This window comes from Candidatus Palauibacter australiensis, assembly GCA_026705295.1.
GTDB lineage: Bacteria > Gemmatimonadota > Gemmatimonadetes > Palauibacterales > Palauibacteraceae > Palauibacter > Palauibacter australiensis.
In genome coordinates this window covers 1-22,965 of sequence record JAPPBA010000065.1, presented here as the reverse complement: position 1 = coordinate 22,965, position 22,965 = coordinate 1, and the positions used below count along the sequence as shown (strand labels likewise).

The 22,965-nt window shown below is 68.5% G+C and carries 23 protein-coding genes and 1 tRNA gene; all 24 read right to left on the bottom strand.

Annotated elements, in window-relative coordinates; all coding sequences use genetic code 11:
• Positions 1 to 7: 7 nt before the first annotated feature.
• The gene (locus tag OXN85_04435; GenBank protein ID MCY3599204.1) at positions 8 to 937 is read right to left on the bottom strand and encodes a CopD family protein; all 930 of its coding nucleotides are present in this window, start codon (positions 935 to 937) and stop codon (positions 8 to 10) included.
• Between the two features lie 4 nt (positions 938 to 941).
• A complete protein-coding gene (locus OXN85_04430; protein ID MCY3599203.1) occupies positions 942 to 4,094 on the bottom strand; it encodes a hypothetical protein in 3,153 nt (1,050 codons plus the stop codon).
• Positions 4,095 to 4,156: 62 nt separating this feature from the next.
• Positions 4,157 to 4,231 (bottom strand) — tRNA-Val (locus OXN85_04425).
• A gap of 55 nt (positions 4,232 to 4,286) precedes the next feature.
• Positions 4,287 to 4,511, bottom strand: a complete 225-nt coding sequence (locus OXN85_04420) for a hypothetical protein (protein ID MCY3599202.1) — start codon at positions 4,509 to 4,511, stop codon at positions 4,287 to 4,289.
• A gap of 73 nt (positions 4,512 to 4,584) precedes the next feature.
• The gene (locus tag OXN85_04415; protein MCY3599201.1) at positions 4,585 to 5,577 is read right to left on the bottom strand and encodes an RluA family pseudouridine synthase; all 993 of its coding nucleotides are present in this window, start codon (positions 5,575 to 5,577) and stop codon (positions 4,585 to 4,587) included.
• Position 5,578: 1 nt separating this feature from the next.
• On the bottom strand, positions 5,579 to 6,169 hold the full coding sequence (lspA, locus tag OXN85_04410; protein ID MCY3599200.1) for a signal peptidase II: 591 nt from the start codon (positions 6,167 to 6,169) through the stop codon (positions 5,579 to 5,581).
• Positions 6,162 to 6,539 (bottom strand): TraR/DksA family transcriptional regulator, encoded by a 378-nt coding sequence (locus tag OXN85_04405; GenBank protein ID MCY3599199.1) that lies wholly within the window; start codon positions 6,537 to 6,539, stop codon positions 6,162 to 6,164. The genes lspA and OXN85_04405 overlap by 8 nt, the downstream gene beginning before the upstream one ends.
• Before the next feature lie 5 nt (positions 6,540 to 6,544).
• On the bottom strand, positions 6,545 to 9,772 hold the full coding sequence (gene ileS / locus OXN85_04400; GenBank protein ID MCY3599198.1) for an isoleucine--tRNA ligase: 3,228 nt from the start codon (positions 9,770 to 9,772) through the stop codon (positions 6,545 to 6,547).
• Between the two features lie 78 nt (positions 9,773 to 9,850).
• Entirely contained in the window at positions 9,851 to 10,510 is a 660-nt protein-coding gene (locus OXN85_04395; GenBank protein ID MCY3599197.1) for a DivIVA domain-containing protein, read from the bottom strand.
• The gene (locus OXN85_04390) at positions 10,507 to 11,205 is read right to left on the bottom strand and encodes a YggS family pyridoxal phosphate-dependent enzyme (protein ID MCY3599196.1); all 699 of its coding nucleotides are present in this window, start codon (positions 11,203 to 11,205) and stop codon (positions 10,507 to 10,509) included. Before OXN85_04390 ends, OXN85_04395 begins: the two co-directional genes overlap by 4 nt.
• Before the next feature lie 154 nt (positions 11,206 to 11,359).
• Positions 11,360 to 12,019, bottom strand: a complete 660-nt coding sequence (locus tag OXN85_04385; protein MCY3599195.1) for an energy transducer TonB — start codon at positions 12,017 to 12,019, stop codon at positions 11,360 to 11,362.
• 76 nt (positions 12,020 to 12,095) lie between these two features.
• Entirely contained in the window at positions 12,096 to 12,542 is a 447-nt protein-coding gene (locus OXN85_04380) for a biopolymer transporter ExbD (GenBank protein MCY3599194.1), read from the bottom strand.
• Positions 12,543 to 12,965 (bottom strand): biopolymer transporter ExbD, encoded by a 423-nt coding sequence (locus tag OXN85_04375; GenBank protein ID MCY3599193.1) that lies wholly within the window; start codon positions 12,963 to 12,965, stop codon positions 12,543 to 12,545.
• Positions 12,966 to 13,025: 60 nt separating this feature from the next.
• On the bottom strand, positions 13,026 to 13,682 hold the full coding sequence (locus OXN85_04370) for a MotA/TolQ/ExbB proton channel family protein (protein MCY3599192.1): 657 nt from the start codon (positions 13,680 to 13,682) through the stop codon (positions 13,026 to 13,028).
• Positions 13,683 to 13,742: 60 nt separating this feature from the next.
• Positions 13,743 to 14,612: a diadenylate cyclase CdaA gene (cdaA, locus tag OXN85_04365; GenBank protein ID MCY3599191.1), complete on the bottom strand. Its 870-nt coding sequence runs from the start codon at positions 14,610 to 14,612 to the stop codon at positions 13,743 to 13,745.
• Positions 14,612 to 15,514 (bottom strand): dihydropteroate synthase, encoded by a 903-nt coding sequence (gene folP / locus OXN85_04360; protein MCY3599190.1) that lies wholly within the window; start codon positions 15,512 to 15,514, stop codon positions 14,612 to 14,614. Before folP ends, cdaA begins: the two co-directional genes overlap by 1 nt.
• 10 nt (positions 15,515 to 15,524) lie before the next feature.
• The gene (gene ftsH / locus OXN85_04355) at positions 15,525 to 17,474 is read right to left on the bottom strand and encodes an ATP-dependent zinc metalloprotease FtsH (GenBank protein MCY3599189.1); all 1,950 of its coding nucleotides are present in this window, start codon (positions 17,472 to 17,474) and stop codon (positions 15,525 to 15,527) included.
• Positions 17,475 to 17,586: 112 nt separating this feature from the next.
• Positions 17,587 to 18,150: a hypoxanthine phosphoribosyltransferase gene (hpt, locus tag OXN85_04350; GenBank protein ID MCY3599188.1), complete on the bottom strand. Its 564-nt coding sequence runs from the start codon at positions 18,148 to 18,150 to the stop codon at positions 17,587 to 17,589.
• Entirely contained in the window at positions 18,131 to 19,576 is a 1,446-nt protein-coding gene (gene tilS, locus OXN85_04345; GenBank protein MCY3599187.1) for a tRNA lysidine(34) synthetase TilS, read from the bottom strand. The genes hpt and tilS overlap by 20 nt, the downstream gene beginning before the upstream one ends.
• Positions 19,543 to 19,794 carry a hypothetical protein gene (locus OXN85_04340; GenBank protein ID MCY3599186.1) on the bottom strand — a complete coding sequence of 84 codons (252 nt, stop codon included), beginning with the start codon at positions 19,792 to 19,794 and terminating at the stop codon, positions 19,543 to 19,545. The genes tilS and OXN85_04340 overlap by 34 nt, the downstream gene beginning before the upstream one ends.
• Positions 19,791 to 20,348, bottom strand: a complete 558-nt coding sequence (gene frr, locus OXN85_04335) for a ribosome recycling factor (GenBank protein ID MCY3599185.1) — start codon at positions 20,346 to 20,348, stop codon at positions 19,791 to 19,793. The genes OXN85_04340 and frr overlap by 4 nt, the downstream gene beginning before the upstream one ends.
• Positions 20,349 to 20,413: 65 nt before the next feature.
• Positions 20,414 to 21,139: a UMP kinase gene (gene pyrH / locus OXN85_04330; protein ID MCY3599184.1), complete on the bottom strand. Its 726-nt coding sequence runs from the start codon at positions 21,137 to 21,139 to the stop codon at positions 20,414 to 20,416.
• Between the two features lie 14 nt (positions 21,140 to 21,153).
• Positions 21,154 to 22,002, bottom strand: coding sequence for a translation elongation factor Ts (tsf, locus tag OXN85_04325; GenBank protein ID MCY3599183.1), 849 nt, complete (start codon positions 22,000 to 22,002; stop codon positions 21,154 to 21,156).
• Positions 22,003 to 22,054: 52 nt separating this feature from the next.
• The coding region (rpsB, locus tag OXN85_04320) for a 30S ribosomal protein S2 (GenBank protein ID MCY3599182.1) at positions 22,055 to 22,965 on the bottom strand (911 nt) is incomplete at its 5' end.

The following is a 22,965-nucleotide window of genomic DNA, read 5'->3' as shown; positions in this document are numbered from 1 at the left end:
ATCGGCTTCAATGAGCCGGGGGCGTCGTGCCGGTGAGGACGGCGGTGACGAGGAGGAGCAGACCCGCCGCGCTCAGCTCGACGATGACGGTCGGAGGGAGACGGGGCGCATCCCCGGCCTCCGCGACCCGGCCGCGAGCGCGCCGCCAGTTGTACAAGCCGCAACCGACGATCGCGAGGACGACGAAGAGCTTCAGACTCAGCGTCCGGCCCCAGGGTTCGGTCCAGAGCGCCGAGACCGCCCCGAGATGGAGCCATGCCGCGAAGAGTCCGGTAGCGGCGATGACCGCCGCCGATCCCAGCGCGAGCGGCGAGAAGGCCGAGATCCAGTCGACGATGCGGCGCTTCGACAGCGAAGCCCCCCGGCGACGGCCGAGATACAGGACCCCGGCCATCACGGCGAGGGTGCCCAGCCACACGCCGCCCGCCACCATGTGGAAGACATCGGCGGCGATCGCCGGAGTGACGAAGTGTTCGGCGCCGACCGCATGCCCGGCCAACGCCGGCGTGTACGCGAGAAGGGCCACCCCCGCCGTGGCCGCGATCCAGCCGAATTCCGCCCGCGCGCCCCGCGCCGCGGCGAGCGCGAAGGCCAGCCCGGAGACGACGACCGCCGCGACCTGTCCGAGCCACGCCCGACCCCAGGAAGTCCCGGCTATGAGCAGACGAAGCTCCGCCCCCAGGGGTTCGAACGGATCGCGAAAGATGCTCGCTTCCGCCGCAAGGCGACCCAGGGTGCCCGCACCGGCGAGCAGTACCGCGAGGCCGCCGATCCGCGCGGCCAGCCTCTCGGGCGCGACGCCGGCGTGGTCATCCTCCTCCGGATCGAACCCGGGGAAGCGCCGGAGGACGACCAGCTTGAAGACGACGGCCCCCACCGCGACGAGGAGACCCGCGAACAGCGCCCAGCGAGAGAGCGTGCCGATCAGAAACCACATGCGATCAGCTGATCACCACCCGCCGCCAGTTCGTAATGATCTTCGGCGCGTCCTCCAGGAGGTCGTTGAGGTCGGCGATCACGCCGTTCACTATGCCGGAGAGCTCCTCGGCCCGCTGGGCGGCGCCGGCTTCGATCTCCGTCAGCACCTCCATCTGCCCGACCGTCGGTCGCGCCTGCGGGCCGGAGACCGCGCGGGAGATGTTGCGAAGCTGCTCGATGAGGCGCGGCCAGTCGCGGTAGCCCATCGACCCCGGCGGACGCCGCACTTCGCCCGACACCGCCGTCAGCTGGCTTTGGGCATCGTCGGCGACGGCTCTCACCTGTTCTTCGTTGGACATCTCCTTGCCTTCGATGGACTCGAGGAGTCCGTCGATCTGTCCGTCCAGATCGATGATCGTCCCCATCATCTCATTGAGGCGCGTCTCGAGGTCGCGTGCGCGCATGGCCGCGGTGAAGCGCTCGTCGTACACGGCCTGCGAGGCCGCCACGTTGGGGTCGCCGCGGAGCTGGAAGTCCTTCGACAGCTCCGTGCCGCCCACCTCGATCGTCGCCGTGTAGGTGCCCGGGACGGCGGGCGGGCCGGTCGGGCCGAAGAAGAAGAACCCTCCACCCGGAGGACCCTGTCCCGGAATCGGTTCCGCGCCGGTCCAGCGGAGGTCCCAGATCGCGCGGTTGACGCCCGGCGTGACGTCGCGGTGCTGGAACTCACGCACGAGCGTGCCGTTGCGGTCCGTGATACGTACGTCGACCGAGTTGCCCGCAGCCTCGGCGGCATCCTCCGAGAGATGGAAGTGGATCCACGCGCCGGGGGCGGGGTTCTCCCCCGCGAAGCGGCTCTGTCCGAAGTTGCTGGTGCGGCCCCACATCTCCCACTCCGTCGCCATGCGGATGTCGAAGAGGTGGGCGTCCTGGCCGATGGCCTCGGTCAGCTCGACCATGGGCTGGATGTCGTCGAGGATGAACGCGCCGCGCCCGTGCGTGCCGATGACGAGGTCGTTGTACTGGCGCTGGATCTTCACGCCCCGCACCGACACGCGCGGAAGGTTGCCGCGGATGTCCACCCACGTGTCGCCGCGGTCCCACGACGCGAAGATGCCGCGCTCCATGCCGACGAAGAGCAGGTCCGGGTTCGAGGGGTGCTGCCGCACGACCTTCACGTAGTCGTCCTGCGGGAGCCCGGCGGAAATATCTCGCCACGTCTGCCCGTAGTCGCGCGTCTCCCACAGGTGCGGGGTGAAGTCGTCGAGGCGGTGGTTGTCGACGGCCATGTACGCGGTGCCGGCATCCGTGGGCGACGCCTCGATGTTGCCGATCCAGGTCTCGGCGGGCAGGCCGGGCACGCGGTCGCGGACGTTCGCCCACGTCGCGCCGTTGTCGCGCGTGATCTGCACGTTGCCGTCGTCGGTGCCGACCCAGATCACGCCCGGCTCGAACTCGTCCTCGGCGATGGTGAGGATCGTGGTGTGGAATTCGGCCGCGGTGTTGTCCAGGTAGATCTCGCCGCCCGAATCGAGCTGCTTCTCCGGGTCGTCGGTCGTGAGGTCGGGGCTGATCACGTCCCACGAGTGGCCGTAGTCGTTGCTGCGGAAGACGACGTTGCCGCCCCAGTACACCGTCGCCGGGTCGTGCGGCGAGATGACGATCGGCGCGTCCCAGTTGAAACGGTACCTCGCCTGGTACATGCCCTGCCCCACCGAGCCGATCATGAGCGGCCACGGCTCGATCGACCGCATCTGCCCCGAGTTCGTGTCCGTGATGCGGAAGTAGCCGCCCTGCGCGTTCGAGTAGATGAGGTTTGGCTGGCCCGGCACCGGCACGGTGTAGAAGCCGTCGCCGCCGGAGACGGTGTAGAAATAGCCGGGCAGGATGCCGCGGCGGTCGTTGAGCCGGCTCGGCCCACACCAGTTGCCGTTGTCCTGCAGCCCGCCGCACACGTAGTACGGGTCGCGGTCGTCGACGAAGATGTGGTAGTACTGCGCAAGACTGAAGTTGCGGAAGATGTGGAAGTTGGCGCCTCCGTCGTACGACACCTGCATGCCGCCGTCCGAGCCCGAGAGGATCCGCTCGCCGTCTTCCGGGTCGATCCAGTACGCCTGGTGGTCGCCGTGCACGTCGTTGGCGATGCGGTCGAAGGTCCGGCCTCCGTCGGTCGATTTCGACAGCCCGCCCGAGAGCGTGTACAGCGTCTCGTGGTCGGACGGGTCGACGTAGACGTCGGAGTAGTAGAAGGGCCGGAAGTTGAGCTGGTTCTTGTTGTCGTTGACCATCTCCCAGGTCTCGCCGTAGTCGTCGGACATGAAGAGCGTGCCGGCGGTGGGGTATTCGGTGATCAGGTAGACGATGTTCGGACGCGACTGCGCCACGCTGATGCCGATGCGAGCCATGGGCTCGTCCGGCGTCGTCACGATCTTCTTCCACGAGATGCCGCCGTCGCGCGAGACGTAAAGCGCCGTCTCCCTGCCACCGTCGTCAAAACGCCACGGCAGGCGGCGGAAGGTCCACATGCCGGCGTAGACGTTGCGGGGGTTCGTCAGGTCGATGTCGATGTCCGAGCACCCCGTGTCCTCGTCGACGAACAGCACGTGGTCCCAGGTCTGACCACCGTCGGTCGTACGGAAGACGCCGCGCTCCCGGTTGGGGCCCCATTCGTGGCCCATCGCACAGACCAGGGCGACATCGGGGTCGCGCGGGTCGACGACGATGCGCTTGATGCGTTCGCTGTCGTCGAGGCCGAGGTGGGTCCAGGTGGCGCCGCCATCGGTCGAACGGTACACGCCGTCACCGTACGAGACCGAGTTGCGCGGGTCGCCCTCGCCGGCGCCGAGCCATACGACGTTGTGGTCGGAGGGGGCAAGCGTCAGCGCCCCGACCGAGTAGGTGTTCTCGTCGTCCCACTGATGCTCGAAGGTCACGCCGCCGTTGGTCGTCTTCCAGACACCCCCGTTGGCCGCTCCGACCCAGAAGGTCCGCGGATCGCCCGGCACGCCCATGATGGCGGACACCCGTCCGCCCATGTTCACGGGACCGATGTGTCGCCACTCGATGTCGCCCAGCGCAGCCGAGATGGCGGCGGGGCTTTGGGCCTGGGCCGGTGTGGCGGCGAGAACGGCGAAGAGTGCGAGGGCGAGCCGGAATGCGCTGCGCGGCGACTTCATGAGAGTTCTCCCGGGATGGTCTGGTGGAGGGGCGAAATACCCTCCGGATCGCGTAAGTTCAATGGGCGAAGAGGGATTCGAACCCCCGACCTCCTGCTTGTAAGGCAGGCGCTCTGAACCGGCTGAGCTATTCGCCCCGAATCGCCGCCATCCGCGCAGCTTCGCGGCGGGGCCTCCGCCGGCCGACTCCTGCTAGCCGAGCTTGCGCCAGCCGAGGATCAGTCCGGCGGGCAGGAACACCGCATAGCCCAGGATGAGCAGGAGCGGCGCGGCCGTCACGGATCCACGATCCAGCAGCACGTACCCGGCGGCGATCGACGTGAGGCCGAGCGCGAACGCCGCGTAGTTGGCCGCCCCGAACTGGAGACCCCGGGCGGGAGCGTCCCCACCCCTCCGGTCGCGTCTTCCCTGGTTCATTCGGGGACGCTAGACGTCCCTCCGACATGCGTCAACCGTTACGCGGGCGCGTCCGCGGCCCTTCGGGAGCGCCTCACGAGGTCGCGCGGGCCCATTCCGCGGCCTCCAGGAGCGGCGGGGGCAGGGGCGAGGCGAACGACAGCGCCTCGCCGGTCCCGGGGTGCTCGAACGCGAGGTGCGCGGCGTGCAGGAAGAGTCGCCCGGCCCGGCGCCGGAGCGCCGCGGCCCAGCGGCCGCCGGCGCCACCGAACCCCCGCTCCCAGTCCGGCCCGTAGAAGGGGTCCGCGACGACGGGGTGTCCGAGCGATCCCAGGTGCACGCGAATCTGGTGCGTCCTCCCCGTGGCGAGCCGCACGGCGAGCAGTTCCGCGGCGTTCCAGCGTTCCAGACGCTTGAAGTGCGTGACAGCGGGCCGGCCGGCCTCGCGCACGGCCATCCGCTTCCGGTCGCGCGGATCGCGCCCGATCGGGCAGTCCACCGTGAAACGCTCCTGGTCGAAGTGTCCCCAGGCCGCGGCGACGTACCCGCGCTCAATCTCACGGCGCCGGAGGGCGGCGGACAGCGCCAGGTGCGCCGCATCCCGCCGCGCGACGAGCATGAGCCCGCTCGTGTCCTTGTCCAGCCGGTGCACGATCCCGGGCCGGCGGTCCCCTCCGATGCTCGACAGGCCGCCCAAGTGAAACAGGAGGGCGTTCACCAGCGTGCCTTCCGGATGGCCGGGCGCGGGGTGGACGACGAGTCCGGCCGGCTTCTCGACCACCGCGAGGTCGTCGTCCGCGTACCGGATCTCCACCGGGATGTCTTCGGGTTCCAGCCGGGTGGAAACCGGGGGCGGCAGTTCGATCTCGATCCGATCTCCCGGCCGCGGCCGATACCGCTTCCGCACCACCCGCCCGCCGACCGTCACCCGGCCATCGGAGATGAACTGCGCGACCCGGGCCCGGCTCAGGGAGAGGCGTTCGGCCAACAGGCGGTCGATCCGGTCGAGCGATCCGTCCTCGCTCTCGCCGATCTCGATGAGCCGCCGTTCGCCCGGGCCCTCCACGTCGGATTCGGGCGGACTCACTTCACTCCGGGGTCGCCTCCGCCGCCGCGGCCGCCATCTCCCGCTCGCGCCGGCCCTCGAGCCAGAACGAGACCAGCAACAGCACCGCGCCGACCGTCACGGCGGAATCCGCGATGTTGAAGATGGGAAAACGGCTCGCACCGATGCCGAAGTCGAGGAAGTCCACGACCCCTGCTTCCAGCCGGATGCGATCCCAGATGTTGCCGAGCGCGCCGGCGGAGACGAGCGAGATGGCGAGGATGCGCAGTCGGTCGGAGGACGGCGTACCGCGGTAGATGACGCCGAGTACGCCGAGCGCGATCAGCGAGAGGACGAGAAAGAAGATCCGCGAGTGTTCGCCGATGTTGAGCCCGAAGGCGGCTCCACGGTTGTGTGTGTAAGTGAAGCGGAAGAAGTCGCCGATCACCGGCGTTCGCTCGTACAGCTCGAACGTGTTCATGACCCACGCCTTGGTCGCGATGTCCAGGGCGAGGATGACGACGATCGGAACGAGCGTCAGCCAGAGTCGGGCGGCAAAATCGCGGTTGCCCGGCAGCCCGGGCGACTCGTGTTCGGGGGTGGCGCCGTCCCCGCGTCCGGAGGCTTCAAGCACCGGTCTCTTCCTTTTCCTTGCAACGGATGCAGAGCCGCGCGTGCGGGAGGGCGTCGAGCCGTTCGAAGCTGATCTCCTCGCCGCAGTGCTCACAACTTCCGAAATGCTCCGGGTTCCGATAGAGCCGCCTCAGCGCCTCGTCGATGTGGTAGAGCAGCCGACCCTCCTTGCTCGCGAACAGGAACGCCTTCTCGCGCTCCATGGCGTCCGTCCCCTGGTCCGCCATATGGAAGCTGTAGGCGGCCAGATCGCTGTCCGCCCCCTGGAGGGAGCTCGTGAACTCCTCGTCGTAGTGGCCGAGTTCCCGGGTCGCACGCGCCCGGGCCTCCAGCAGCCTCTTCTCGATGTGTTTTCGTTGTTCGGCGTTCATCCTTCTCAGGCGCGTTCGCCGACGCCGCCGATGCCGATGCAGACCTCGACGTCGTCGATCTTCACCACAACTGTATCCAGGCCTCCCGGCGCGGCCGATCCGGTCCGCACCTCCACGGCCAGCGTCTCGCCGGCGATGTAATCCGCATGCGTCGACACGGCCTGTTCCAGATCCCGCGGACCCGCCACGCCGAGGCGGATGCGGTCGGCAACCTCAAGCCCCGCATCGCGCCGCAGCCGCTGGACGCGGTTCACGATCTCCCGCGCGTAGCCTTCGTCGCGCAGCGCATCATCGATATCGGTGTCCACGGCCGCGACGTAACCGCCTCCCGTCGCCACGGCGAGATCGGTCAGCGTCTCTTCCTGGATCACGAGGTCTTCGGGCGTCACCCGAACCCGTTCGCCGCCTATCTCGATGTCGAGCGACTCCCCGGCCCGGAGCTGTCTCAGGGCCGCCGCATCCAGCTTCGCGATCCCGCCTGCGACCGCCGGCGTACGCGCGCCGTGTTTCGGACCCAGCGCCCCGAACCGCGGCTTGGCGTACAGCCGGGTAAGATCTTCGCTGTCCTCCAGCGACACAACCTGTTTGACGTTGAGTTCCTCCATCGCCAGTGCCGCCATGGCGTCCCCAAGCGCCCGTCCCTCAGGCAGAACCGCGTGCAGCGCGCGCAGCGGCTGCCGAATCCGGACCCCCGCCTTTTCCCGCGCGGCGCGACCCAGGGCCACCAGGCGCCGAACGTCGTCCATCGCCTGTTCGAGTTCGGGCTCCGAATGTCCCGACGGCTCCGGAAAGTCCGCCAGGTGGACGGACGCGCCGTCCTTGAGCGCGCGATGGAGCCAGTCGGACATGAACGGGGCGTACGGGGCGAGCAGCCGCGCGGTCGTGGCGAGACATTCGTGCAGCGTCGAAAAAGCGTCGGCGCTCGCGGCCGCGGCCCCCGGTTGCGTCGCCCAGAAGCGGTCGCGGCTGCGGCGTACGTACCAGTTCGATACGTCGTCGAGCACGAATTCCTGGATGGCGCGCGCGCCGGCCGTGAGATCGAACGAGTTCAGCGCTTCTCCCACGAGCCGCACGACCCGGTCGAGGCGCGCGAGCACCCAGCGGTCGAGGTCGCTGCGGTCGGACACGGGGGCCGCCGCGGATGCGGTGTGGGACCACTCCTCCTCGTTCGCGTAGAGGGCGAAGAAGCGATACGTGTGGCGGAGCGTGGCGAACAGCTTGCGGTCGGTTTCGCGCAGGGCCGACGGGTCCCACCGCTTCGGCACCCACGGGTTCGAACCCGACAGGAAGTAGAAGCGCGTGACATCGGCCCCGTAGGTGTCGAGCGCGTCGCGTGGATCCACCGCGTTGCCCCGCGACTTCGACATCTTCCGCCCCTTCGCGTCGAGGACCTGGTCGTTGACGACCACGGCGCGGAACGGTGCGCGGTCGAAGAGGATGGTGGAGAGCGCGAGGAGCGAGTAGAACCAGCCGCGCGTCTGGTCGACGCCCTCGGCGATGTAGTCGGCCGGGAAGTAGCGCTCGAAGGTGTCCCGGTTCTCGAACGGATAGTGCCACTGTGCGTAGGGCATGGAGCCGGAATCGAACCAGGCGTCGGCGACTTCCGGCACGCGCCGCATCGTGCCGTCGCAACCGTCGGCGGCGCAGTTCCACTCGTACCCGTCGATCCCCGGCCGATGGGGATCGAAGTCCTCGGGGAGGCCGCCGACACGGCGTCCCAGTTCCGCGAAGGACCCGAGCACCTCCCGGTCCCCACAGTCCTCGGAGCAGAGCCAGATGGGAAGGGGGGTTCCCCAGTACCGCTCGCGTGAGAGCGCCCAGTCGATGTTGTTCTGCAGCCACTCGCCCATGCGGCCGGATCCCGTCTCAGGCGGATGCCATTCGATGGAGGCGTTGTGCTCGAGCAGGCGGGACTTCACCGCGGTCGTCCGGATGTACCAGGAGTCGCGCGCCATGTAGAGAAGCGCGCTGTCGCAGCGCCAACAGTGCGGATAGCTGTGTTCGTACATCTCGCGTACGTAGAGCTGATCGTGCGCGACGGCCCAGTCGCGGAGTGCGCGCTCGGTCTCCCGGTCCTTCACGTGCATCCCGGAGATGCCGCCCGGCACGGTGTCGAGAAACCGCCCGTCCGCGCCCACCGTGTGCTGCATCGGCAACCCCGCGGCCTCGCCCAGCCGAAAGTCGTCTTCCCCGTACATCACCGCGGTGTGGACGACGCCTGTCCCTTCGTCGACGGTGACGAAGTCCGCCTCAAGCACCGTCCACGCCGTGTCGGAGCCGGAGCGGTCCACGGCGCCGGGGAAGAGGGGGCGGTAGCTCCGCCCCGCGAGTTCGTCCGCGCGCATTTCCCCGACGATCTCATACGGGTGCCGCAGCACCTCGGAGACGCGGTCGCGGGCGAGTATGAGCACTTCCCCCGGCAAAGCCCCGCCCGGCCCATCGTGCGTCCGCGCGGGGGCCGTGGCGCCGTCCGCGCCCTCGGCCAGGACGCGTACGCGGGCATAGGGGATATCGGGTCCCACCGCGAGGCCGAGGTTGCCGGGAAGCGTCCACGGGGTCGTGGTCCAGCTCAGGATCCGCGCGTCGTCCGGGTCGTCCGCGAGGTGGAACTTGATGTAGACGGCGGGCTCGGTGACGTCCCGGTAGCCCTGCGCCACCTCGTGGCTCGAGAGGCCCGTCCCGCAGCGCGGACACGTCGGGATGACCCGGTATCCGCGGTACAACAGGCCGCGCTTCTCGATCTCCGAGAGCGCCCACCAGCCCGACTCGATGAACTCGCGCGAGTACGTGACGTAGGGTGCGCCGTAGTCCAGCCAGTAGCCGATGTCCCGCGACAACCGTTCCCACGCATCCTGGTAGCGGAACACGTTGTCGCGGCACATGTCGTTGAACCTTCGGATCCCGTAGCGCTCGATGTCCGGCTTGCCGGAGATGCCGAGCGACCGCTCGACTTCGAGCTCCACCGGCAGCCCATGGGTATCCCAGCCCGCCTTCCGCGGCACGTGGTATCCGGACATGGTGCGGTACCGCGCCACCGCGTCCTTGATCGTGCGGGCAAGGATGTGATGGACGCCGGGCGCCGCGTTCGCGGTCGGCGGCCCCTCGTAGAACACGAAGTCCGGCGCATCCGCTCGGGCCGCGAGGCTGCGCTCGAAGGTCTCCTCTTCCTCCCAGCATCCGAGAATGTCGGTTTCGAGCCCGCGTACGGACTCCGGTATTGGCCGGTAGGCCATGGAGGTACTCCGTCTGGTGATCCCTGGATGGCCGACGCAGTCGTCGGAACGGCGGGCGTGCGCAGCCGGGCGCTGCGGTCAGGTCGACGCGGCGCCCGAACCGCCGACGTCGACCCGGCTAATCGATGGAGGCGGGGACTCGATATCGGATGTCGGAGCCGTGGCCTCCGTGGCGGCAACCTCGCCGGCTCCGTCCCGTGGCGGCTCGACGGGCTCGGGTCCTCCGCTCATTCCTCGCAGCCGTTCGAGGAACCGATCCAGATCGCTCGATCCATCCCCGAACCGTTCATCCTCGAAGTCGAGGTATTCCTCGAAACGCTCGAACAGCTTCCGCAGGGAGGCGAGGAAGCGGCCCCGCGTCGCCTTCAGATCTTCGACCTTGTCGTGGCAGAGGCGAACGGCTCGTTCCGCGTCGGCGAGCACGGCCCCCGCGTGCATCTCGGCCTCGCGGACCCGCACAGTCGCATCGCGCTCGGACTGGAGACGGGCCTCCTCGCGCAACTCCTGTGCGGCCAGAAGCGCTTCGTTGAGGGCCCGCTCGCGCGCCCGGTAGCTCTCCAACTGGTGTTTCTGCTGCTCGATCCGGTCGGTGAGCACAACGTGCTCCCGCACGTGGCGTTCGAGGCACTCCGCCACGACCGCCAGAAACGCATCGACCTGCTGTGCGTCGTAACCGCGCACGGAACGCCTGAAATCGTCCTTCTTCTTGCGGACGTCGAGCGGCGTCAGATCGATCATCTTTCCCCCAGTAGCACCGTGCCGAGCCGCACCCGCGTGCTCCCCTCCTCGATCGCGATCTCGAAGTCGTTGCTCATCCCCATCGAGAGCACCCGGCCCTCAAAGTCCGGAATCTCCGCCCGGCAGCGCTCCAGCAGCCGCGCGGCGCCACGAAACGCGGGTCGAACCACAGCTTCCTCCGCCGTAAAGGGCGCCATCGTCATCAGTCCGGCCACGCGCAGGCCCGACAGCTCGCAGATCTCGGCTACGGCGTCGAGCGCCACATCCGGGCCCAGACCCGCCTTCGCGGCCTCCCCCGACGTGTTCACCTGCACGAGCACCTCGACCGGTTCGCCCCCCTCCTCCGCGACGATCCGGCTCAGCGTGCCGGCGAGCCGCACACTGTCCACGGACTCCACGACGTCGAACAGCCGAATCGCGCGGCGCGCCTTGTTGCGCTGCAGCCGGCCGATCAGGTGCCACGCGACACCGGGCGTCGGTCCCAGCTCCGACCGCTTGGCCTCGGCCTCCGGCACCCGGTTTTCGCCGATTCGGCTCACGCCCAGGGCCTTCAAGATCTCGATTCCCCGGGCCGGATGTCCCTTCGTCACGGGAAGGATCTCGACGTCGCTCGCGCGCCGTCCGGCCCGCCTCGCCGCAGCCTCGATGCGCTCGGTCACCTTGGCCAGCCGGGCCTCGACCTGGTCTTTCGTCACGCGGCACAGTCTACGGGCCGGCGTCCGGCGATGCGAGCCACGCTTCGGGCGTTAGGCGGTACCCATGGACCAAAAAAACGAGCGCCCGGCGTCGCTCTGGCGGCGCCGGGCGCTAACCCACGATATCCGGCGGCAGCCGGACCTTCGGTATCTGCTAGATCACCTGAAACGTCACGAACTGGGAGACCCAGACCGCCGTGACCTTGTCGCGGTTCTTTGCGGGCGTGAATCTCATCTGCTGAACGACCTTCCCCGCGGCCTCGTCGAGCAGGCCGTTCCCGGACGAGGTCTTCACCTCGAAGTTCTCGACGGCGCCATTCTCGGTCACGTAGAGCCAGAGTTCGACGCGACCGCCGATGCCGGCATCCTTCAGCGTGCGCGGATATTCCCGCTCCAGAATCTGTTGAATCTCACCCCCGTTCAGCATCACCGGAGGCGTATCGTACGCGATGAAGGACGGCCGGTCCGCCGGGCTCCCGGTCTCAGGAGGCGGGGGCAGGGCGTTATCCGTCGTGAACGACTCGAACGTCGTTTCCGCGATCGTGATGTCCTCGGAGATGTCCACCGAAGCGACCCGCGGCGTGGCCGGACGGGCGATCTGCTCCGGCGGCGGCGGGATCTTCACCTCGGGCGGCAACGCCACCGCTTCGATTTCATCGGCCACCACGCCGAGATCCGCGGCCTCGAACGGGCGTACGAGGACAAACAGCCCGAAGTGGAGCGTGACGGCAACCATGAGGCCGATCTGCGTCCAGTTGGTGCTCGCTCGCTTGAACTGATCGTTAGCGGTGAGCCGAATGCCGGTCTCTTCCATCGTTTCTCTCCCGGTCTCCAGAAACCCGTCGTGTGTCTGCTCCGTCTGGCCGCCTGGCTTGGCAGCCTGGCAGTCCCTAGCGCCGCGCTCGCATGGCGCGCTGCTCAAGTCGTGTGGCGAAGGTGACGCGAACCGCGCCGGACGCCTGCAGCTCTTCGGTAATCGTATTGATCTGCTGATAAGGCACCTCGGAGTCGCCGCGAATCGCGACCACGAGTTCGCGGTTCTCCGCGTAGATGGGCCGCACCGCTTCCGAGATGTCCTCGAACGGCGTCAGTACGTCGTTGATCCAGACCGAACCGTCGCGCTGGACCCAGAGATGGAGGATGTTCTGCCGCTTCTCGTCGATCTTCTCGGTGGCTTCGGCGGTCGTCCACTCGATCTGCCGGTTCCGATCCTTCCGGAACACGGTCGTCACCATGAAGAAGATGAGAAGGAGGAACGCGATGTCGGCCATGGATGAGGTGGGGATCGACCCGTCCGAGCCGGACTTTTTCTTGAAGCCGCTGTCCTTGATGGCCATCTAGTTCTCCATCTCCTGTAGCGAGATTCGCTCGGCGCCCGCCAGCTTCACCTCATCGAGCACGTTCACCATGTGACGATAGGGCGCGTTGGGGTGGGTCTGAATGGCGGCGATGAGATTCTCGTTGCCCGCCAGTTCGGTGCGCAGGATGTTCGCCACCTGCGTGTGCGCCACGACCTGTTCCTGCTCGCTCTCGCCCCGGCGCACGATGACGCGGCCGTCCGGCTGCACGATGAAGAAGATCAGGTTTCTGCCCGACACATCCTGCTCCTCGGACTGTTCCGGGAGCACGATCGGCAGTCCCCGTTCCTCGTTGAACACCGTCGTCGTGAGGAAGAAGACCAGGAGGAGGAACGCGATGTCCGCCATCGAAGAAGTCGGGATCTCGTCCGACACCTTCTGCTTGCGCTTCATGATCGCCATTGTGGACTTCTTTCTCCGTTTGCCGTCCCGGGTCCGATCCGGGGCTCGTCGGCTCGCCCGCTACGCGTGCCGATCCTCGAGGTCCCAGATAAGCCCGAGCACCTCCTGCGCCCCTTCCTCCATGTCGAGGATGAGACGATCGATGCGGGTGACGAAAAAGTTGTAGCCGATGTTGACGGGGATCGCGATCGAGAGTCCGGTGGCGGTCGTGATGAGCGCCACCTTGATGCCGCCGGCGACGAGTCCCGGCTCCACCTGCCCGGCAATCTCGATGGCCTGGAAGGCAAGGATCATCCCGATCACGGTACCGAGGAAGCCCAGCATCGGGGCGACGTTGGCAATCGTGCCCAGGACCGTCAGGCCGCGCTCGAGGAAGTCGAGCTCGATCACGCCCGTCGTCGCGATGGCCTTCTGGATGTCCTTCCCGTCGGAGCTGGCGTCGCTGCCACGGTCGCGGAGCCGGCGCAGGCCGGCGAGCAGGATCGCCGCGACGGGTCCCCGCGTCTCCTCCGCCGTCGTGATCGCTTCACCGAGGCGGCCGCTCACTCCGAGGTTCTCGATCTCGTCGAGCAGTTTCCTGGAGTCGCGGTGGGCAATCCAAAGGGTCCACGCCTTGGCCAGCATCACTCCGATCGCGATCAGCGAGCAGAGGACGAGGGGGTACATCATGAACCCGCCATCGGTGAACAGCGTCAGCAACTCGTACTGATTGCCCATATCGCCTGCCCGTGAGGGATTTGTCGCCCGGTCCCGGCCTGGTCGTAACTCGCAAAAAGTTTAGGGGACGGACGGGGCCTCGTCAAACCGCTTGGGCCCGTCCGGCCGATCCGCGGACTCCGCGTCGAGATCGGCACCGGGGCGGCTCAGCTCGGGCGCCGGCACATCGGCGGCCAAGTGATCGCGGAGCTGTTGCGACGACAGGTTCCGGCGCAGGACGCCGCGACGCGCGAGAGAAATCTGGCTCGTCTCCTCGGACACGACCACGACGTACGCGTCGGTCTCCTCCGAGAGGCCGAGCGTCGCCCGGTGCCGGGTCCCCAGCGTCCGGTCGCTGAGGGGATACTGTGTGAGCGGAAGGTGGACGCCGGCGGCCACGATCTGCCCGTCGCGCACGACGACCGCCCCATCGTGGAGGGGCGACTTGGGCGTGAACAGCGACACGAGCAGGCTGGACGACACGTCGGCCCGGAGGGGCGTCCCCGTCTTCTCGATGTACTCTTCGAGAGACAGTTCGCGTTCGATCGCAATGATCGCCCCCGTCCGGGTGCGGGACAGTTCGGCCGCGGCTTTCGCGATTTCGTCCGCGACCGCCTCGCTCCGCTCCTGCAGCCGGGTCAGCGCGCTCAGTACGCGGCTGCGGCCGATCCGGGCGAGAGCGTTCCGCAGCTCGGGGTGAAAGACGACGATGAGCGCGAAGGCACCGTAGGTGAAGGCCTGGGAGAGGATCGACCGGATGAGGTCGAGGCTGAGCCAGCCCGCCGCCGCATACACCGCGACGAGGAGGACGAGGCCGAACAGCATCTGGAACGCCCGGGTGCCCGACCAGAGGATGAGCACCCGGTAGATGAGGACCGCGACGACGGTGATCTCGAACACGTCCAGGAGATCGATCTCGAGGAGGCCGACGTAGTTCCAGAGGGCGCCCATCAGCTCCGCCCTCCGGCCGCGCGCGGACGGACGAACGGGCGGGCGCCGCGAACGTCGCCGGCGCGGCGGGCAGCGATCGCGTGCTCGACGTCCAGCGCCTGACGCGTCTCACGGACATCGTGCACGCGGAGGACATCGGCGCCGCGCCGCGCCGCGGCCAGACACGCGGCCACGGAGGCCGTCACGCGCTCGGCCGGCCCCAGATCGAGCAGCGCCCCGAGAAAGGACTTGCGCGACGGGCCGATCCAGACGGGCGCTCCGAGCGACGCGATCTCGTCGAGACGGCCCAGCAGCTCGAGATTCCCGTCCACGGACTTGCCGAAGCCAAGCCCCGGGTCGAGCGCGATCTGCCCCGCTTCGCAGCCCGCGTCGAGCGCCGCCTGCCGCGCGTCGGCGAGAGCGCCGCGAACCTCCGTCGTGACGTCGCGGTAGGCGGTATCGAGCTGCATGGTTCGGGGTATGCCGCGCATGTGCATGAGGACGAGCCCGACGCCCGTCCGGGCCGCGAGCCCCGCCAGCGCCGGCTCGGCGCGCAGGGCCGTCACGTCGTTGATCGCCGTCGCCCCCGCGTCCACCGCCCGCTCCGCCACCTCAAGCTTGTGCGTGTCCACGGAGATGGGGATCGGGAGATCGCGCAGTCCGCGGAGAACGGGTTCGAGCCGGGCCCATTCCTCGTCCGCCGGCACCGGATCGGCTCCGGGGCGGGTGGACTCGGCCCCGATGTCGAGGATCGCCGCCCCCTCCTCCGCGATTTGACGGGCCCGCTCGATCGCCTTCCCGGGCTGCTCGAACCGGCCGCCATCCGAGAACGAATCGGGCGTGACGTTCAGGATCCCCGCGATCACGGGCGATTCGAGAGAGATCTCCCGGTCGCCTGCCCGCCAGGTGCGCGCCGCCCCCACCGTCGAAAAGCTAGGCGGGGGCCGGGGCGGGCTCGCCCCCCGCACCCTCCAGCGGACGCTCGCGCTGCGGCGCCGGCTCTACGACCGCCGGTCGCGGTGCCGGTGGGGCGGGTTCCGGGGCCGGGGCCGGCAGCTCCCTGCCCTCCTCGAGCAGCTTGATGTCGTCCGAATCGAGCGTCTCGCGATCCAGCAGCGCCTCCGCGATCGCTTCGAGCAGCGGCTGGTTCGCTTCGAGGACGGCACCCGTGGCGGCGTACGACTCATCCAGGATGCGCTTGATCTCGCCGTCCACGAGTTCGGCCGTCTTCTCGCTGACCTCGCGGCGCTGCGAGAGGTCCCGGCCCAGAAAGACCTCCTGTTCCCGGTCTCCCACGGACATCGCGCCCACGGCCGGCGACATCCCGAACTGCGTGACCATGCGGCGCGCGAGATCCGTCGCGCGCTCGATGTCGTTGCCCGCGCCGGTCGTGATCTTGCCGTCGCCGAACATCATCTCTTCGGCCACGCGCCCGCCGAAGAGCATCTTGAGCTGGCCCTCGAGCCATTCCTTCGTGTAGTTGTGGCGGTCCTCCTCGGGGAGCGAAGCCGTGATCCCGAGGGCCCGCCCTCGCGGGACGATCGTCACCTTGTGGAGCGGATCCAGGCCCGGAACGCGGAGGGCGACCACGGCATGCCCCGCCTCGTGGTAGGCCGTAACGCGGCGCTCTTCATCGGAGATCACCATGCTCCGGCGCTCGGTGCCGAGCATGACCTTGTCCTTGGCCCGCTCGAACTCCTCCATGTAGACGCGATCCTTGTCGTCCCGCGCCGCGATGAGCGCGGCCTCGTTCACGACGTTCTCGATATCCGCGCCGGAGAGTCCGGGGGTCCCCTTCGCCAGCACCGCGAGGTCGACATCGTCGGCGAGCGGGATGTCCTGCGTGTGCACCTGGAAGATTCCCTCACGCCCCTTGATATCGGGATTGTCGACCACGATCTGGCGATCGAAGCGACCCGGGCGCAGGAGGGCGGGGTCCAGCACATCCGGCCGGTTCGTCGCCGCGAGGAGGATCACGCCTTCGTTCGATTCGAACCCGTCCATTTCCACGAGCAGCTGGTTCAGGGTCTGTTCACGCTCGTCGTGCCCGCCCCCGAGACCCGCCCCGCGGTGGCGTCCGACCGCATCGATCTCGTCGATGAAGATGATGCACGGCGCCTGGGCCTTCCCCTGCTCGAAGAGATCGCGCACGCGGGATGCGCCCACGCCGACGAACATCTCCACGAAGTCGGAGCCGGACATCGAGAAGAACGGTCGGCCGGCCTCCCCGGCCACGGCTCTCGCGAGGAGCGTCTTGCCGGTCCCCGGCGGCCCGACGAGCAGCGCGCCCTTCGGCAGGCGCCCGCCCAGCCGCGAAAACTTCCGCGGATCCTTCAGGAACTCGATGATCTCCTGCAGTTCGTCCTTCGCTTCATCGCATCCCGCGACATCGGCGAAGGTGATCTTCGGCGTGTCTCCGCTCAGGAGTCGGGCCTTCGATTTCCCGAAGCTGAACGCTCGCGAACCTCCGGCCTGCATCTGTCGGATGACGAAGAGCCAGAGCCCGATGATGAAGATCCAGGGAAGGATCGAGATGAACACGTTGAGCCAGTTGCTGCGCGCGGGGAGCGTCTCGATCGTGATGTCGGCCTCGAGCAGTTCGCTCATGAGGGCATCGCCGATCTCCCGCGTCGGCAGAAGAAGATGGAAGTTTCCGATTTCCGCCTCGTCGACGGTGATCGCGCTCCGGAGGCTGCCTTCCACCTCGCCGGTGCCGAGGCGCACCTGGATCGACTCGATGTTCCGCTGCTCGATCTGCTCTCGGAACTGCGTATAGCTCAGCGTCTCCCGGCCCTCCCTGGCGCCCCCCATGAACTGGAGGAGGGCGACGGGGATCAGGATCAGCAGGGCCCAGAATGACGCCGTCCTGAGCCATCGATGCATGCGCCCCGAGGCGTCGCTGCCGTCCGGCTTCTGCGGCTGCTCTTGTCTCATTTTGATCTATTCCGACCTGTTCAAGCTCCGATGTCTCGCCTGCGGCCGTCCCGCGTACGGCTCACGTACGGGGACACGCGATGAAGGGAAGGTGACGAAAATCCTCCCCATGATCCAATCCATACCCCACAAGGAACTCATTTGGTGCATCGAAGCCAACCCACCGCGGCTCCCACTCCAGATCCGGGGCGATGCGCTTGTGGAGGAGCGCGCAGATCTCGAGAGAAGCGGGACCTCGCTCGGCGATCCCGCCGCACAACTGGTTCAGCGTGGTGCCGCTGTCGACGATGTCCTCGATGATGATGATGTGCCGGCCGGCCATCGGGGCCCGCGGGTCGTAGAGCAGTTCCACGTGGCCCGAACTCTTCGTGCCCTTGCCGTAGCTGGACGCGACGAGGAAGTCGACCTGCAGCGGACGCCGAATCTGGCGGACCAGATCGCCGAGGAACACGAAAGATCCCTTGAGCAGTCCGAGCAGCAGGATGTCGGCGTCCGGCGGGTAGGCGGCGGCGATCTCGGCTCCCATGCGGGCGACCCGGGCCGCGATCTCCGACGCCGAGTAGACGATGTGCCCGAGGGGCTCGCCCCCCGTGTACTCCGTGAACTCACGTTCCGCGGCTGTCATCGTGCCGGTGTCGGCGCTCTGTGAATCCAATGGCGAACCACGCTCCTCCGGGGTCGACCGGCTCCACCGCCGCCCTGGAGTGTCCGGCCACCCACAGCACTCTCCGGTCTGCGTCCGCGACGACGGGCACGCCTGAACGATCCGAGGCCGGCACGCGGCGCTCCATCAGGAGCTTCGCGACTTTCTGCGACCCGGCCCGCGTGCGGATCCGGTCTCCGGGTTGCGGCGCCCGTACCCGGATCGGGAACTGGACCCCGTCGACGGGGAGCGCGGTGGCCCAGCGTTCCGTGCCCTCGAGGGCACCCCAGCGCACCTCGTAGTCGTTTCCGCCGAGGCGGATCGGCTCCCGCCCCGCCCGCCGGGCCCGCGTCCGGTCGATCTCGAACTCGCGGTCGGGCGGCGCCTCGCGCACACGCCGTACGAGAATCCGGTCGAACTCCCGCTCGACCCGCAGACCCGCCGCGATGTCCACTCCGTGCCCGCTCTTCCCCCTGTCGATGAAGGATGCGCCCACGCGGGTTCCGCGCCGGGACACCAGGAAGCCCATGTCCCGGGCAACCCGCCGCAACATGCGCCCGCGAGCCGCCCGATCATACCCCAGCAGTACGGACCGGGCAATTTGCGCTCCGCTGGCGCTTTCCCGGTATCCCGCGGTGGAAAGGAGCCGCCGGACGCCCGCTTCCAGCCCGCCCTCGGCCACCAGGGCATTCCGTCCGAGTTGAGCCAGCTGTCGGCGGATGGCTGGCTCCCGGTCGGCCAGCGCCGGGACCAGCCCGTACCGCACCCGCGAGCGCCGGTAACGGGGATGCCGGTTTGCGGGGTCCTTCACCCACTCCCGTTCCGTGGCCCGCAGATAGCCGCTCAGCTCCTCTCGCGCGAAGCCGAGCAGCGGACGCACGAAGGCGCCGCGACGGGCGGGGATGCCGGCCAGTCCGCGAAAGCCGGGACCGCGCAGGAGGTTCAGCAGCACCGTCTCCACGTAATCGTCGCGCTGGTGCGCGAGGGCGACGCGATCCGCTCCGGCCCGACGCCGCGCCTCGGCAAGGAACGCGTAGCGGGCCGCCCGCCACTCCGCCGGGCCGCCCTTGAGTCCGGTCGCGCGGCCCACGTCGCACGGCACTTCGGCCCTGCGGCAGAGTTCCGCGGCGCGCGCGGCCCATGCGGCGCTTTCCGGCTGGAGCCCGTGATCGAAATGGGCCGCCCGCAGCTTCAGCGGCCAGGACCCGCTCAGCGCGCGAAGAAGATGGAGGAGCGCCAGCGAGTCCGATCCGCCGGAAAGGGCCACGAGGACGCACGAGCCTCGCGGCAGAAGCTCCGGGGCCGCCTGGAGCGCACCCCGCAGGCGCGCCTCCACGCCGGCGCCCGCCGTCGGCGGGGCGACGGCGCCGGGCGTCAGGATTCTCCTTGCGGGGGGCGGTCGCGCCACGCCGCCGGGCCGCGGCGGAAATCCAGTTCCCCGGCCACGGAGACGCCGAACTTCGGCCGCGCCGGCAACTCTCCGAACGCGATCTCCGACGGGCCCTCGCGGGAGGAGTCCGCGGAGGCGGTCGCGGATCGGCCGAGCTTGCGACCGTGCTCCCAGACGCGATCCCGCCCGGCTACGTACGCCCGCAGGGCACCGGCGATGTCTCTCGATCCGCTCAAACCTCCATCACCTCCGCTTCCCTGCGCGTCAGCATCGCGTCGATCTTCTTCACGTAGTCGTCGGTGTGCGTCTGGACCTCGGTCATCGTGCGGCGGCAGATGTCCTCGCCGACCTCCCCGTCCCGCTGCATCTTCAGGAGCCGATCGCGCGCTTCATGCCGCGCGTGCCGGATCGACACCCGGCCCTCCTCCGCCATTCGGTGGAGGATCTTGACGAGTTCGCGCCGGCGCTCCTCGGTCAGCGGCGGGATGGGCACCCGGACCACCGCGCCGTCCACGGAAGGGTTGAGCCCCAGGTCGCCGCTCTGGATCGCGCGCGCCACATCGCGGGCGATGTTCGGATCGTACGGCTGCACGAGGAGCATCGTCGGCTCGGGGGCGCTGACGTTCGCCACCTGGCGCAGCTGGACGATCGAGCCGTACGCCTCGACCCTCACGCCGTCGAGAATCGCCGTCGTCGCCTTGCCCGTACGAACGGTGGCGAATTCCCGCGCAATCGCCTCGATCGCGCTTTCCATCGCCAGGACCGCATTCTCCAGCGTCTCCTCCGGCACCGTCCCTCCGATCTTCGCGAGTCCGCCGGGACTCGGGTGCGGCCACCCGGGCAGCCCGGGTCTGCTTACGCGACGAGGGTCCCGATCCTCTCGCCTCGCAACGCTGCCAGGATTGCACCCGGCCGCTTGATGTTCAAGACGACGATGGGCAGCGAGTTGTCCTTGCACAGCGAGATCGCCGCCGCGTCCATGACGCCGAGTTCACGGGTCATGACCTCAAGATACCCGATCTCGTCGATGAGCGAGGCTTCCGGGTCGGTCTCCGGGTCCGCCGTGTACACGCCGTCGACCCGCGTCGCCTTCATGATCACGTCGGCTTCCATCTCGATCGCCCGGAGCACGGCCGCCGTGTCGGTGGAAAAATACGGGTTCCCCGTACCTCCGGCGAAGATCACGACCCTACGCTTCTCGAGATGGCGCAGCGCGCGACGCCGGATGTAGGGCTCCGCGAGTTCCTCCATCCGGATGGCGGACATGACCCGCGTCTCCACGCCGGACTGCTCGAGCATGTCCTGAAGCGCCATCGCGTTGATCACGGTCGCGAGCATGCCCATGTAGTCCGCGCTCACGCGATCCATGCCGCGCGCGCTCGCCACCGTGCCGCGCATGATGTTCCCGCCGCCCACGACGAGCCCGAGGCTCACGCCGCTCTCGTGGACGCGGCGAATCTCGTGCGTGAGTTTCTCGATGACGGGCGGGTCGATGCCGAACCCCCGGTTTCCGGCGAGCGATTCGCCGGAGAGCTTCACGAGGGCGCGGCGATACTTCAGGCCGCCCGCACCCGCAGGAATCCGGTCCGCGGAACTCAGCCGCCCACCTCGAAGCGGACGAACCGCCGAACCGCCAGATCCTCTCCCGCCTTGCCCAGAACGTCCTTCACCGTCAGGTCCGGATCCCGCACGTAGGCCTGCCACAGAAGCGCGTTCTCCTCATAGAACTTGCGCATGCGGCCCTCCACGATCCTTTCGGTGATCGAGGCCGGCTTGCCCTGCTCCAGCGCCTGTTCGGTCAGCAACTTGCGCTCGCGTTCGACCTCCGCCTCCGGAATGTCGTCCGGCGACACGCCCCGGGGGTTTGTGGCCGCGGCATGCATCGCGATCCCGCGGGCCGCCTCCAGCGCCGCGTCGCCCGAGCCCGAAACCTCCAGCAGCACGCCGATGCGATTCCCGAAGTGGACGTAGGACGCGAAGGCCCCGTGCGCGCCGAGGTCATAGCGCACGGCGCGTCCTACCTGGACGTTCTCTCCGACCTGGACCCGCAGTTCGTTGAGGTGGCTCTCGATTGCGCCTCCCCCCTCGAGCTGGAGCAGCGCATCGCCGCGCACGGTCTCCCCGTCCTGCAGCGGGAGGTCGAACAGCCGATCCGCCAGATCCCGCGCGAAATCCTCGAACGCTTCGCTGCGCGCTACGAAGTCCGTTTCGCTCAGCACCTCGACCATCGAGGCGGACCCGTCACGCATCGCGATGCGGATCGTACCCTCCGACACCGCGCGCGCCTCGCGCTTCGCCGCCTTCGCCGCGCCCGCCTTCCTGAGCAGGTCGATGGCCCGCTCCGCATCTCCCTCCGATTCGATGAGCGCGCGCTTGCAGTCCATCATCCCGGCACCTGTCCGGTCGCGGAGAGCCTTCACCGCCCCGGCCGTGATCTGCGTCATGGTCTCCATGTCTCCTTCCCAAAAAAAAGGGCCACCGAAGTGGCCCCTTTGGTCACTTCTCTTCTGACTCCACCTCTCCGACGACTGCCGCTTCGGCATCCTCCGATCCGGCATCCGCCGCGGGCTCCGGGTTGTCGGCCGCTTCGGCCTTCGCATCGCCCTCGGCCGGCTCGGCGCCCCCTTCGGCGCTCTCTATCACGGCCGGATGGTGCAGTCGCTGAGCGATGACCTCGGGACGCGGCTTGCGCCTCGGCCTCCGGCGGCGCGAACCGCCGGCCGCGTCGGCGACCCCGCCGGCGTCGCTCGAGTACGTGTACGCCTGCGCCTCGGCCTCTTCGCGTCCCGCCTCCGGAATCTCGCGCCGTGACGCCTCAACGACGTCGGCGATCGAGCGCGTGATCAGGGAAACGGAGCGAATCGCGTCATCGTTGCCCGCGATGGCGATGGTGAGGAGATCGGGATCCGCGTTCGTGTCCGCGATCGCGACGACCGGGATGCCGAGGCGGTTCGCCTCGCGCACCGCGATATCCTCGCGCGTGGAATCCACCACGAACACGAGCCCCGGCAGCCGCGTCATCTCCTTGATGCCGGACAGATAACGGTCGAGCTTCTCGCGCTCGCGCTCGAGGAGGAGCCGCTCCTTCTTCGTGTAGAACTCGAACGCCCCTTCCTCGACGCCGCGCTCGAGTTCCTTCAGGCGCGCGATGTTCTTCTTGATCGTCTGGAAGTTGGTGAGCATGCCGCCGAGCCAGCGTTCCGTGACGTAGAAGGAGCCGCACCGCTCGGCCTCCCCCCGCACGACGCGGGCGAGTTGCGACTTGGTGCACACGAAGAGCACGGATTTGCCCTCGACGATCGTCCGGCGCACGAGTTCGTGTGCCCGTTCGAGCTCCCGCTGCGTCTTCTTCAGATCGATGAGGTAGATCCCGCCGCACTCGGCGAAGATGTATTTCCGCATCTTCA

What these genes read in the sequence shown, in the direction of transcription:
- OXN85_04375 (MCY3599193.1), bottom strand. Translation starts at nt 12,965, where the DNA reads ATGGCGATCATGAAGCGCAAGCAGAAGGTGTCGGACGAGATCCCGACT.
- ileS (MCY3599198.1), bottom strand. Translation starts at nt 9,772, where the DNA reads ATGGCCTACCGGCCAATACCGGAGTCCGTACGCGGGCTCGAAACCGAC.
- ftsH (MCY3599189.1), bottom strand. Translation starts at nt 17,474, where the DNA reads ATGCATCGATGGCTCAGGACGGCGTCATTCTGGGCCCTGCTGATCCTG.
- tsf (MCY3599183.1), bottom strand. Translation starts at nt 22,002, where the DNA reads ATGACGCAGATCACGGCCGGGGCGGTGAAGGCTCTCCGCGACCGGACA.
- OXN85_04405 (MCY3599199.1), bottom strand. Translation starts at nt 6,539, where the DNA reads ATGAACGCCGAACAACGAAAACACATCGAGAAGAGGCTGCTGGAGGCC.
- OXN85_04395 (MCY3599197.1), bottom strand. Translation starts at nt 10,510, where the DNA reads ATGATCGATCTGACGCCGCTCGACGTCCGCAAGAAGAAGGACGATTTC.
- OXN85_04420 (MCY3599202.1), bottom strand. Translation starts at nt 4,511, where the DNA reads ATGAACCAGGGAAGACGCGACCGGAGGGGTGGGGACGCTCCCGCCCGG.
- OXN85_04430 (MCY3599203.1), bottom strand. Translation starts at nt 4,094, where the DNA reads ATGAAGTCGCCGCGCAGCGCATTCCGGCTCGCCCTCGCACTCTTCGCC.
- OXN85_04385 (MCY3599195.1), bottom strand. Translation starts at nt 12,019, where the DNA reads ATGGAAGAGACCGGCATTCGGCTCACCGCTAACGATCAGTTCAAGCGA.
- hpt (MCY3599188.1), bottom strand. Translation starts at nt 18,150, where the DNA reads ATGACAGCCGCGGAACGTGAGTTCACGGAGTACACGGGGGGCGAGCCC.
- cdaA (MCY3599191.1), bottom strand. Translation starts at nt 14,612, where the DNA reads ATGGGCGCCCTCTGGAACTACGTCGGCCTCCTCGAGATCGATCTCCTG.
- OXN85_04435 (MCY3599204.1), bottom strand. Translation starts at nt 937, where the DNA reads ATGTGGTTTCTGATCGGCACGCTCTCTCGCTGGGCGCTGTTCGCGGGT.
- OXN85_04370 (MCY3599192.1), bottom strand. Translation starts at nt 13,682, where the DNA reads ATGGGCAATCAGTACGAGTTGCTGACGCTGTTCACCGATGGCGGGTTC.
- OXN85_04380 (MCY3599194.1), bottom strand. Translation starts at nt 12,542, where the DNA reads ATGGCCATCAAGGACAGCGGCTTCAAGAAAAAGTCCGGCTCGGACGGG.